Source organism: Streptomyces sp. NPDC127117, assembly GCF_042677325.1.
GTDB lineage: Bacteria > Actinomycetota > Actinomycetes > Streptomycetales > Streptomycetaceae > Streptomyces.
The window spans coordinates 1-11,530 of sequence record NZ_JBHXTM010000053.1; the positions used below are offsets into that span (position 1 = coordinate 1).

At 68.4% G+C, this 11,530-nt stretch carries 10 protein-coding genes, 1 tRNA gene and 1 pseudogene; 7 read left to right on the forward strand and 5 right to left on the reverse strand.

Going from position 1 to position 11,530, the window contains the following annotated elements; translation table 11 throughout:
* Nucleotides 1-128: 128 nt before the first annotated feature.
* Nucleotides 129-779 carry a nucleotide exchange factor GrpE gene (gene grpE / locus ACFVH0_RS32860; protein ID WP_266417311.1) on the reverse strand — a complete coding sequence of 217 codons (651 nt, stop codon included), beginning with the start codon at nt 777-779 and terminating at the stop codon, nt 129-131.
* Nucleotides 776-2,629 carry a molecular chaperone DnaK gene (gene dnaK, locus ACFVH0_RS32865; RefSeq protein ID WP_385698714.1) on the reverse strand — a complete coding sequence of 618 codons (1,854 nt, stop codon included), beginning with the start codon at nt 2,627-2,629 and terminating at the stop codon, nt 776-778. The genes grpE and dnaK overlap by 4 nt, the downstream gene beginning before the upstream one ends.
* Nucleotides 2,630-2,926: 297 nt before the next feature.
* Here dnaK and ACFVH0_RS32870 point away from each other — a divergent pair, with 297 nt between their 5' ends.
* The 5 genes from ACFVH0_RS32870 to ACFVH0_RS32890 all read left to right on the forward strand — a co-directional run bounded on the left by ACFVH0_RS32870 (nt 2,927) and on the right by ACFVH0_RS32890 (nt 8,940).
* On the forward strand, nt 2,927-3,655 hold the full coding sequence (locus ACFVH0_RS32870; protein ID WP_385826237.1) for a sugar transferase: 729 nt from the start codon (nt 2,927-2,929) through the stop codon (nt 3,653-3,655).
* A 98-nt stretch (nt 3,656-3,753) separates the two neighbouring features.
* A complete protein-coding gene (locus tag ACFVH0_RS32875) occupies nt 3,754-6,021 on the forward strand; it encodes a (Fe-S)-binding protein (RefSeq protein ID WP_385826239.1) in 2,268 nt (755 codons plus the stop codon).
* A gap of 202 nt (nt 6,022-6,223) precedes the next feature.
* Nucleotides 6,224-7,198, forward strand: coding sequence for a Yip1 family protein (locus ACFVH0_RS32880; RefSeq protein WP_385826241.1), 975 nt, complete (start codon nt 6,224-6,226; stop codon nt 7,196-7,198).
* 180 nt (nt 7,199-7,378) lie between these two features.
* Complete coding sequence (locus tag ACFVH0_RS32885; protein ID WP_385826300.1) at nt 7,379-7,786, forward strand: YciI family protein; 408 nt, start codon at nt 7,379-7,381, stop codon at nt 7,784-7,786.
* An 8-nt stretch (nt 7,787-7,794) separates the two neighbouring features.
* Complete coding sequence (locus ACFVH0_RS32890) at nt 7,795-8,940, forward strand: RNA polymerase sigma factor (protein ID WP_385826301.1); 1,146 nt, start codon at nt 7,795-7,797, stop codon at nt 8,938-8,940.
* 78 nt (nt 8,941-9,018) lie between these two features.
* Here the strand turns inward: ACFVH0_RS32890 and ACFVH0_RS32895 are convergent, their stop codons facing one another.
* Together ACFVH0_RS32895 and dcd are read right to left on the reverse strand one after the other, a co-directional pair.
* The gene (locus tag ACFVH0_RS32895; RefSeq protein ID WP_385826243.1) at nt 9,019-9,534 is read right to left on the reverse strand and encodes a phosphoribosyltransferase; all 516 of its coding nucleotides are present in this window, start codon (nt 9,532-9,534) and stop codon (nt 9,019-9,021) included.
* A 5-nt stretch (nt 9,535-9,539) separates the two neighbouring features.
* Nucleotides 9,540-10,115 (reverse strand): dCTP deaminase, encoded by a 576-nt coding sequence (gene dcd / locus ACFVH0_RS32900; protein ID WP_072487843.1) that lies wholly within the window; start codon nt 10,113-10,115, stop codon nt 9,540-9,542.
* A 467-nt stretch (nt 10,116-10,582) separates the two neighbouring features.
* On the opposite strand from dcd, the gene ACFVH0_RS32905 reads away from it, so the two are divergent.
* A tRNA-Gly gene (locus ACFVH0_RS32905) sits at nt 10,583-10,656 on the forward strand.
* A 216-nt stretch (nt 10,657-10,872) separates the two neighbouring features.
* Here the strand turns inward: ACFVH0_RS32905 and ACFVH0_RS32910 are convergent.
* A pseudogene (locus ACFVH0_RS32910) lies at nt 10,873-11,199 on the reverse strand (site-specific integrase); the annotation flags it as partial.
* A gap of 12 nt (nt 11,200-11,211) precedes the next feature.
* Here ACFVH0_RS32910 and mobC point away from each other — a divergent pair.
* Nucleotides 11,212-11,484 (forward strand): plasmid mobilization relaxosome protein MobC, encoded by a 273-nt coding sequence (mobC, locus tag ACFVH0_RS32915; RefSeq protein ID WP_385826245.1) that lies wholly within the window; start codon nt 11,212-11,214, stop codon nt 11,482-11,484.
* The last annotated feature ends 46 nt before the right edge of the window (nt 11,485-11,530 follow it).

An 11,530-nucleotide genomic window follows, 5' to 3' on the forward strand; every position in this document is an offset into this window, starting at 1 on the left:
TGTGTGATTTGGGGGGGGGGCTTTGTTTTTTTTATCCCCCCCCCGCCCCCCGCGGGCGCGCGCGGGCCCCCGGGGGGGCCCCCCCCCCCCGCCCCGGGCGGTGGGCCGCGAGGTGGTCGGACGGAATGTCAGACCTCCTCGGTGCCACCGCTCTCCTCGTCGGTTGCCTTCTCTTCCTTCGCTGCGGCCGGCGTCGCACCCGGCTGGGGTTCGGCCACCGCCACCCGCGCGGGGCGGATGGTGCGCTCGCCGATCCGATACCCCGGCTGCAGGATCGCCACGCAGGTCGTCTCCGTGACGTCCGGCGCGTACGAGTGCATCAGGGCTTCGTGGATCGTCGGGTCGAAGGGCTCGCCCTCCTTGCCGAACTGCTGCAGGCCCAGCTTGGCGACGACCGTCTCCAGAGACTCGGCCACCGACTTGAACCCGCCCACGAGCTCGCCGTGATCGCGGGCCCGGCCGACGTCGTCGAGCACGGGCAGGAGCTCGGACAGGAGACCCGCGACTGCGATCTCCTTGACCGTGGCCCGGTCCCGCTCGACGCGGCGGCGATAGTTCTGGTACTCGGCCTGGAGCCGCTGGAGGTCGCCCGTGCGCTCGTTGAGCGCGGTGCGGACCTGGTCCAGCTGGGCCGTCAGGCCGACTGTCTGTACTCCGTCCCCGGCCGGGGCCGCCCCCTCCTCCGAAGAGGAAGAGGCGTCCTTCGGCTCAGCTCCGTCAGGGGTGGCGCCGGAGGGGACGTCGGGCTTCTCCTCGAAACCCGGAGTCTCCTCGGTCACACCGCACCGCCCTTGGCGTCCTTCTCGTCGTCCACGATCTCGGCGTCGACGACATCGTCATCGGCCTTGGCCTGCTGGGCACCCGGCTGCGGGTCGCCCTGCGGGGCACCGTCGGCCTGGGCGTTGGCGTACATCGCCTGGCCGAGCTTCTGCGAGACGGCCGCGACCTTCTCGGTGGCGGTACGGATCTCGGCGGTGTCCTCGCCCTTGAGCTTCTCCTTCAGCTCGGTGAGCGCGGTCTCCACCTCCGTCTTCACGTCGCCGGGGACCTTGTCCTCGTTGTCCTTGAGGAACTTCTCCGTCTGGTAGACGAGCTGCTCGCCCTGGTTGCGCGACTCGGCGGCCTCGCGGCGGCGGTGGTCCTCCTCCGCGTACTGCTCGGCCTCCTCACGCATCCGGTTGACCTCGTCCTTCGGCAGCGAGGAGCCGCCGGTGACGGTCATCTTCTGCTCCTTGCCGGTGCCGAGGTCCTTGGCGGCGACGTGCATGATGCCGTTCGCGTCGATGTCGAACGCGACCTCGATCTGCGGGACGCCACGCGGGGCCGGCGGCAGGCCGGTCAGCTCGAACATCCCGAGCTTCTTGTTGTACGCCGCGATCTCGCGCTCGCCCTGGTAGACCTGGATCTGCACGGACGGCTGGTTGTCCTCGGCCGTCGTGAAGATCTCGGAGCGCTTGGTCGGGATCGTGGTGTTGCGCTCGATGAGCTTCGTCATGATGCCGCCCTTGGTCTCGATACCGAGGGACAGCGGGGTGACGTCGAGCAGCAGGACGTCCTTGACCTCGCCCTTGAGGACACCGGCCTGGAGCGAGGCGCCGATGGCGACGACCTCGTCCGGGTTCACACCCTTGTTGGCCTCCTGGCCACCGGTCAGCTCCTTGACGAGCTCGGCGACGGCCGGCATACGGGTGGAGCCACCGACGAGAACGACGTGGTCGATCTCGGAGAGCTGGATGCCCGCGTCCTTGATGACGTTGTGGAACGGGCTCTTGCAGCGGTCCAGGAGGTCGGCCGTGAGCTGCTGGAACTGCGAGCGCGTGAGCTTCTCGTCCAGGTGCAGCGGGCCCTCGGCGGACGCCGTGATGTAGGGCAGGTTGATCGTGGTCTCGGTCGAGGACGAGAGCTCGATCTTCGCCTTCTCCGCGGCCTCGCGGAGACGCTGGAGAGCCATCTTGTCCTTGGACAGGTCCACGCCGTGCCCGTTGGCGAACTGCTTCACCAGGTAGTCGACGACGCGCTGGTCCCAGTCGTCACCACCGAGGTGGTTGTCACCGTTGGTGGCCTTCACCTCGACGACGCCGTCACCGATCTCCAGGAGCGACACGTCGAAGGTGCCGCCACCGAGGTCGAAGACGAGGATCGTCTGGTCGTCCTTGTCGAGCCCGTACGCCAGCGCGGCGGCGGTCGGCTCATTGACGATGCGCAGGACGTTCAGGCCCGCGATCTCGCCGGCCTCCTTGGTCGCCTGACGCTCGGAGTCGTTGAAGTACGCGGGGACGGTGATGACCGCGTCGGTCACCTTCTCACCCAGGTACGACTCGGCGTCGCGCTTCAGCTTCTGCAGGATGAAGGCGCTCATCTGCTGCGGGTTGAAGCTCTTGCCGTCCAGGTCGATCTTCCAGTCAGTGCCCATGTGGCGCTTGACCGAGCGGATGGTCCTGTCGACGTTGGTCACTGCCTGGCGCTTGGCGACCTCGCCGACCAGCACCTCGCCGTTCTTCGCGAAGGCGACGACGGACGGCGTGGTCCTGGCGCCCTCTGCGTTGGTGATGACGGTGGGCTCGCCGCCTTCGAGAACGCTGACGACGGAGTTAGTCGTGCCCAGGTCGATGCCGACCGCACGTGCCATTTCAATTCCTCCAGCTTGACTACTTGAGTGGATCTGACTCAAGGATGCACGACCCCCGCCTCACTGTCAACAGACCTGAGTCGAGGCGACTCAACTATCGTGCACAGACCCCGCGCGGACCGCCATTTCCCGGCCTTTCGGCCCGATCGCGCGCCACACCCCCACCCGCGACACCCCCACCCCCCGGGCGGCGCAGCCCTTCCCCATCATCACCCCGTGGGATCGTTCTGTCACAAAATGCCGTGAGCCACGCAAAACCGGCACTCGATCCGCCGTGAACCCAGGCAGGTGCGAACGATGCAGACACAAGGACAGAGGGGGAGCGCGAGGCACTCCGGGCCGCCACCGACCCGGAGCACGAGGCGGAACGGGCCGCCACCGGCCCTGTCCGCGGTACGCGCACGGGTACGGCAGTGGGAGCCCCCGCCGGCCAAGCGCGTACTGGACCTGACCCTCGGCTCGGCGCTCCTGACCCTGGCCACCCCGCTGCTCGCCGCGGGCGCCCTCGCCCTGGCGGCGCGGCGACCCCCGGGCGGCGTACTGACCCACTCCCCCCGGGTCGGCCTGGACGGCCACGTCTTCGTACTGCGCTCACTGCGCACCCGGCGGCTGCGGCTGGACCTGCTCTCCCGGCTGCCGTACGTCGTCCGGGGAGACCTCTCCCTGGTCGGCCCGGAACCCCTGGCACCGGACGACCCGCGGACCGGCACCGACCCCGCCGGAACCTCGGCTTCCTCCGGCGCGAGACACTGGCGGCAGGAACTGAAACCGGGACTCACCGGCCTGGCCCAGGTCCGCTCCCGCTCCGGGATGCCGTGGGACGAGCCGGCCCTGCTGGACCAGCACTACGCCGAGCACCACGGAGTGCGGCTGGACCTGGCCATCCTGGCGAGCGCCGTACACACTCCGCTGCGCGAGGCGGCCCAAGGCTTCGCCCGGCGCGGCAAGGCACGCCTGAGCGACACAGATCACCGCCTGTCCGGCTACAGCGCGGCGGAAGAAGTGGGTAGTGTCAGCACAGACTGATTAAGTTACTGCTTAGTAATCACTGATAATCGCCAGTACGCGTCTCATTGACGCCGGATCCGACCCTCCCCACCCTCGCAGGCCCGAGGAGCCCTCAAATGCAACTCGCCGCGATCATCGTGTCGCTGGTTCTGATCGTGGTCGGCGTGGCCCTGTTCCTCCGCGCCCTCCTGCAGATCTACAACTTCATGCGGCTCGGCCAGAACGTGCCCGCGGGCACCCGCACGGACGAGCCCGCACAGCGCACCGTCACCGTGGCCAGGGAGTTCCTCGGCCACACCCGGATGAACCGCTGGGGCATCGTCGGTGTCGCGCACTGGTTCGTGGCGGTGGGCTTCTTCTCCCTGCTGCTGACGATCGTCAACGCCATCGGTCAGCTCTTCAAGGCCGACTGGCTTCTGCCGATCATCGGCGACTGGGCGCCGTACAACGTCTTCGTCGAGTTCATCGGCACGATGACCGTGCTCGGCATCCTGACCCTGATCGTGATCCGGCAGCTGGCCCATCCGCGCAAGCCGGGCCGCAAGTCCCGCTTCGCCGGGTCCAACTTCGGCCAGGCGTACTTCGTCGAGGCCGTCATCCTCATCGTCGGCGTCTGCATCTTCATGCTGCACGCCCTCGAAGGCGCCCAGCACCACGTCGACGGCTACGAGTCCTCCTTCTTCATCTCGTACCCGGTCGTCAACTGGCTGGAGGGCATGGACGTCTCCACCCTCCAGAACCTCACCTACTTCTTCGCCGGCCTGAAGATCGCGACCTCCTTCATCTGGATGATCACGGTCGCCCTGAAGCAGGACATGGGTGTCGCCTGGCACCGCTTCCTGGCGTTCCCGAACATCTGGTTCAAGCGCAACGCCAAGGGTGAGACCTCGCTCGGCGAGCTGCTGCCGATGACCTCCGGCGGCAAGGAGATCGACTTCGAGGACCCGGGCGAGGACGACGTCTACGGCGTCTCGCAGATCGAGCACTTCTCCTGGAAGGGCCTGCTGGACTTCTCCACCTGCACCGAGTGCGGCCGCTGCCAGTCGCAGTGCCCCGCCTGGAACACCGGGAAGCCGCTCTCCCCGAAGCTCCTGATCATGTCCCTGCGCGACCACGCGCACGCCAAGGCCCCGTACCTTCTGGCCGGCGGCGGCAAGGACATGGAGGGCAACGAGAAGGCGACCGCGGAGCAGCTGAAGGACGTCCCCGCCTCGGCCCTGGCCGAGGCCGAGCGCCCGCTGATCGGCACGGTCGAGGAGAACGGCGTCATCGACCCGGACGTGCTGTGGTCCTGCACCACCTGCGGTGCGTGCGTGGAGCAGTGCCCGGTCGACATCGAGCACATCGACCACATCGTCGACATGCGCCGCTACCAGGTGATGATCGAGTCCGCGTTCCCGTCCGAGGCGGGCACGATGCTCAAGAACCTGGAGAAGAAGGGCAACCCCTGGGGGCTGGCCAAGAAGCAGCGCGTCGAGTGGACCAAGGAGGTCGACTTCGAGGTCCCGATCGTCGGCAAGGACGTCGAGGACCTCACCGAGGTCGACTACCTCTACTGGGTCGGCTGCGCCGGCGCCCTGGAGGACCGCGCCAAGAAGACCACGAAGGCCTTCGCGGAGCTGCTGCACATCGCGGGCGTCAAGTTCGCGATCATGGGCGGCGACGAGAAGTGCACGGGTGACTCGGCCCGCCGTCTGGGCAACGAGCCGCTGTTCCAGCAGCTCGGCCAGGAGAACGTCGCGATGCTGAACATGGCGTTCGGCGAGGACGACGAGGACGACTCGACGAAGAAGGCGAAGGCGACGAAGAAGATCGTCGCGACCTGCCCGCACTGCTTCAATACCATCGCCAACGAGTACCCGCAGCTCGGCGGCGAGTACGAGGTCATCCACCACACCCAGCTGCTCCAGCACCTCATCGACGAGGGCAAGCTGATCCCGGTGACCCCGGTCGAGGGCCTGATCACGTACCACGACCCGTGCTACCTGGGCCGTCACAACAAGATCTACACCCCGCCGCGCGAGATCATCGCGAAGGTCCCGGGCCTGCGCAACGAGGAGATGCACCGCCACAAGGAGCGCGGCTTCTGCTGCGGCGCCGGTGGTGCCCGGATGTGGATGGAGGAGCGGATCGGCAAGCGCATCAACAACGAGCGCGTCGACGAGGCCCTCTCCCTCAACCCGGACATCGTCTCCACCGCCTGCCCGTTCTGCCTGGTCATGCTGACCGACTCGGTCAACGGCAAGAAGAACGACGGCAAGGCGAAGGAGTCGATCCAGGTGGTCGACGTCTCGCAGCTGCTGCTGGACTCCGTGAAGACCCCGGCCGACCCGGCCGGGGAGGCGGAGTCGGCCGACGCTCCGGAGCCGGAGCCGGTGAAGTAGCCCGGCGAGCCGCACGACGGAAGCGGCCGGACCTGCCCATGGGGGCGGGACCGGCCGCTTCCGCTTTCCTCCGCGACTCCCCCGACGCCCTGGGGCTGTCCCCCCGGGGTTCCCCTAGGGGATGTCACAGCTCGGCGGCAATGGCGGGCAGGTTCCCCAGGCCCCCTGACCGCACCGGCCCGGACCAGGTACGTTCGATGACGTGGCTGGATTCAGGATCGGACGCGGCCGGGACAACCGCACCCCGCAGCAAGCGCAACAGCAACCGCGGCAGCAGCCGTACGGCACACAGGCACCACCGCCGTACGGTCAACAGCCCTGGCCGCCGGCAGGAGGCAACGCGGCCCCGCCCCCGTACAACAACGGCGGACACGGCGGACACGGCAACGGCGGCTACAACGGTGGTGGCCACGGTGGCGGCTACAACGGCGGCGGTCAGGGCGGCCACGGCGAACCGGAGTACTTCGGCGACCCGTACAACCAGCCCCCGCACCCCCAGCACCCCCACAATTCCCCGCAGCACGGCGACCCGTACGCCAACTCCCCCGGCCACACCCAGGCGTTCAGCATCGGCGAGGACCCGTACGGCCCCGGCGACACCTACCGCGCCGGCCAGGCCCCCGCCCAGCCCGCGGGCCCCCGGCTGCCGTGGAAGCAGCTGCTCAGCGGCATCGTGCTCCGCCCGGGGCCGACGTTCTGGCAGATGCGCGACTACCCCGTCTGGGGTCCGGCGCTCATCGTCACGTTCCTGTACGGCCTGCTCGCGCTCTTCGGCTTCGACCAGGCCCGGGACGACGCGATCCACGCGACGATCTCCACGGCCGTGCCCTACGTCGTCATCACGGGCCTCGGCTTCGTCATCGGCGGCCTGGTCCTCGGCGCGGTCACCCACACCCTCGCCCGCCAGCTGGGCGGCGACGGCGCGTGGCAGCCGACGGTGGGCCTGTCCATGCTGATCATGTCGATCACGGACGCGCCCCGCCTGATATTCGCGGTCTTCCTCGGCGGCGAGAACTCCCTGGTCCAGATCCTCGGCTGGGTCACCTGGCTGGCCTCGGCCGCGCTCTTCACCTCGATGGTGAGCAAATCGCACGACCTGCCGTGGCCGAAGGCTCTGGGCGCGTCCGCGATCCAGCTGATCGCCCTGCTGTCGATCATCAAGCTGGGCACCATCTGACGTACGCCCGCGCGTCCACACCCCCGAAACCCCCGGCACATTCCGTGAGCCGGGGGTTTCGGAGTTCCCGGGCAAACTATTTCGGGATCCATGGGCGGGTGATGTCGAGAACCCGTGCCGTGCTCCGTCCCGGTGGTGAGCGCGACCACAATGGTCCGCACCGGCACCGAGGAGAACACGATGGCCAAGTACCTGCTTCTCAAGCACTACCGCGGCGCACCGAGCCCCGTGAACGACGTCCCCATGGACCGGTGGACGCCGGAGGAGATCACCGCGCACATGAAGTACATGAACGACTTCGCGGCCCGGCTGGAGCAGAGCGGTGAGTTCGTCGACGCGCAGGCGCTCGCCCCCGAGGGGACCTTCGTCCAGTACGACGGCGAGGGCCGCCCGCCGGTCACCGACGGTCCGTTCGCCGAGACCAAGGACCTCATCGCCGGCTGGATGGTGATCGACGTCGACAGTTACGAGCGCGCCGTCGAGCTGGCCGGGGAGCTGTCGGCAGCCCCCGGGGCGGGCGGGAAGCCGATCCACGAGTGGCTGGAGCTGCGCCCGTTCCTGACCGCGATGCCCACCATCACCGAGTGACCTCGCCGATGAACGAGGCCCTGCTCCGGAGCCTCACACCGAGCGTGCTCGCGATCCTCGTCCGCCGCGGAGCCGACTTCGCGGCGGCCGAGGACGCCGTGCAGGACGCGCTGGTCGAGGCGGTCCGCGTCTGGCCGGCCGACCCTCCGCGTGACCCGAAGGGCTGGCTGATCACCGCGGCCTGGCGCAAATTCCTCGACGCGACCCGGGCGGAGACCGCCCGCCGTCGGCGCGAGGACCTCGTCGACGAGGAACCGGCGCCCGGACCCGCTCCCGGGGTGGACGACACGCTCCAGCTCTACTTCCTGTGCGCCCACCCGTCGCTGACCCCGTCGTCCGCGGTCGCGCTCACCCTGCGCGCCGTCGGCGGGCTCACCACCCGCCAGATCGCCCGGGCCTATCTGGTGCCCGAGGCGACCATGGCGCAGCGCATCAGCCGGGCCAAGCGCACCGTCTCGGGCGTGCGGTTCGACCGGCCCGGCGACGTCGCCACCGTGCTGCGCGTCCTCTACCTGGTGTTCAACGAGGGCTACTCCGGCGACGTGGACCTCGCCGCCGAGGCCATCCGGCTCACACGGCAGCTCGCGGGCGCGATCGACCACCCCGAGGTGTCGGGGCTGCTCGCCCTCATGCTGCTCCACCACGCCCGGCGCGCCGGGCGGACCGCGCCGGACGGCAGTCTGGTCCCGCTCGCCGAGCAGGACCGCACCCGGTGGGACACCGAGTCGATCGCCGAGGGCGTCGAGATCCTCCAGGCGGCCCTCGCCCGCGACCGGCTGGGCGAATTCCAGGCCCAGGCCGCCATCGCGGCCCTCCACGCCGACGCACCCACCGCCGAGGAGACCGACTGGGTGCAGATCGTCGAGTGGTACGACGAGCTCGCCGGCCTGACCGACAGCCCGGTCGTCCGCCTCAACCGCGCGGTGGCCGTCGGCGAGGCGGACGGACCCCGCGCCGGCCTGGCAGCACTCGCGACGCTGGACGAATCACTCCCCCGCCACACCGCCGCGGCGGCCTACCTCCACGAACGCGACGGCGACCTGACGACAGCGGCACGCCTCTACGCGGAGGCGGCCGGAAAGGCCCCCACCCTCCCGGAGCGCGACCACCTGACCCGCCGGGCAGCCCGCCTCAACGCCCTCGGCCGCCACTGACCGACCCGCGTCCGGACCGGTCCGGGCCGCGTCCGGGCTGCCGGTCCGGGCTGCCTGTCCGGGCTGCCTGTCCGGGGCTCAGGCGTCCAGAACCTGCCCGCTGCGTCGCACGACGGGCTTGTCCACACTCCACGGGAAGTTGATCCAGCGGTCGGTCTTCTTCCACACGTATTCGCACTTCACCAACGAATGCGACTTCTCGTAGATGACCGCGCTGCGCACCTCGGCGACGTGATCGATACAGAAATCACGTACCAGCTTCAGCGTCTTCCCGGTATCGGCGACATCGTCGGCGATCAGGACCTTCTTGTCCGAGAAGTCGATGGCATTCGGAACGGGCGCCAGCATGACCGGCATTTCCAGGGTGGTGCCCACCCCGGTGTAGAACTCCACGTTCACCAGATGAATGTTCTTGCAGTCCAGCGCGTAGGCCAGCCCGCCGGCGACGAATACCCCGCCCCGCGCGATGCTGAGCACCACATCCGGTTCGAACCCGTCGTCCGCCACGGTCTGCGCCAGTTCACGCACGGCGCGGCCGAACCCCTCGTAAGTGAGGTTCTCCCGCGCGTCGTCCACGTTCGCATCGCCGCTCATGGTCATCACACCTGGGTCCGGTGGAAATTCATGAAGGAACGCGACGCGGTCGGCCCGCGCTGGCCCTGGTACCGCGACCCGTACCGCTCGGAGCCGTACGGGAACTCCGAGGGCGAGCTCAGCCGGAACATGCACAGCTGCCCGATCTTCATCCCCGGCCACAGCTTTATCGGCAGCGTCGCCAGATTCGACAGCTCCAGCGTCACGTGCCCCGAGAATCCGGGGTCGATGAACCCGGCGGTCGAATGCGTGACGAGCCCGAGCCGCCCCAGCGAACTCTTGCCCTCCAGTCGCGACGCGAGATCGTCGGGCAACGAAATGACTTCGTACGTCGAAGCGAGCACGAACTCACCGGGGTGCAGGATGAACGCCTCGTCCCCGTCCGGCTCGACCATGCGAGTCAGATCGGCCTGCTCGACGGCCGGATCGATATGCGGATAGCGGTGGTTCTCGAACACCCGGAAGTAGCGGTCGAGCCGCACATCGATGCTCGAGGGCTGCACCATCGACGCGTCGAACGGATCAATGCGCACACGTCCGGCGTCGATCTCGGCCCGGATGTCCTTATCTGAGAGAAGCACGCCCCGAGGATACGCAGAACGCGCGGGCCCACCCCAATCCGGGACCGCCCGCGCGCCCTGCCACCGCCACTACCGCCGCTCGGACACCACGGGCACGGCATGCCGCAACCGCGCACAACGCGGACAGCGAATAAGCCGCCCGGGACCGATCCGCCCGGACCCGAGCTGCTGCATCGGGAACGAAGCGGTAGCGAAAACGTGCCCTTCGGCACAGCGGACGACGGTGCGCTCCATGGAGTCCATCAAGTCCCTTCCCCAACAAGCCTTGGACGAGAAAGCCACATTAGGGGATGAACAGGACGCCACTCCAGGCGGCACTCCGACCACCCACGCTACGCCCCCAACTCCCGCCCACGGCACACGCATCCACCCTCCTCCCACAACAAAAAGGCCCCACGGCTCAAACGCCGGGGACCTGGCATGGGGTACAGTATGGGACGGTAGACGCCGCTTCGGCGGCACACCTCGCGGGTGTAGTTTAATGGTAGAACATGAGCTTCCCAAGCTCAGAGCGCGAGTTCGATTCTCGTCACCCGCTCCATGATGAAGGCCCTGGTCGGAGACCAGGGCCTTGTTTGTTGTCTAGACCATTTTTAGGGCTCGTGCCATTCGCGTGCCATAACGACCCTTCCATCTGCATCAATAGTGGATCCGTCACCCTTGAGGGCGAGCGCTCCACTACCGGGTTCCGCATCGTGAGATCACTTCCAAGTGCCCTGCGTCACACACACGGTGCGGACTGTCTGCTCCTGTGCGATCAACCCCGCGCAGCCCGTGGGGCGGATGGTCCGAGAGGACGCGGCACCAGCGGGTGAACGGTCGCGCCGCCACATCCCGAGGCTGCAGCCGACTGTTGGCGGCGCACGTCGAGATCGATGTTGGCGGCGAGCCTGCGCTGATGCTCCTTGGTGGAGTGCTGATAGATCAGTTGCGCGCGCTCGGATGACTGGCCGGCTCGGACCATGAGGTCCTTGAGCTTGGCACCGGTGTCAGCCGCCAGCGTGTTGCCCGTGTGCCGTAGGTCGTAGAAGCGGAAGCCTTCGGGCAGCCCCACCTTGTCCCGGGCCCTGCGCCACTTGCGGCCGGCGCCGTCGTCATGGCGCACCTCAACGACGACCTCGCCCTTCCCGCCGGGCGCACCGCCGCCGACGACCTGATCGACGAGTACGCGGCCCTACGCGAGCAGGTCGCCAGGATCGGCATGAACTCGAACCAGATTGCCAAGCGTCTCAACTCCGGCGGCGACGCACACCCTGTGGACGCCGCCGTGCTCGCCAAGGCCAGACGACTCGTGGCCCTCATCCAGAAGACGGTCACGGCTGTCGACGTCGCAGCCGATGTGGCGGCCACGAAGCGTTGGGCGGCCTGACTGATCGCGAAGATCGTCAAGCCCGGCCACAAGACCCGAGGCGTCC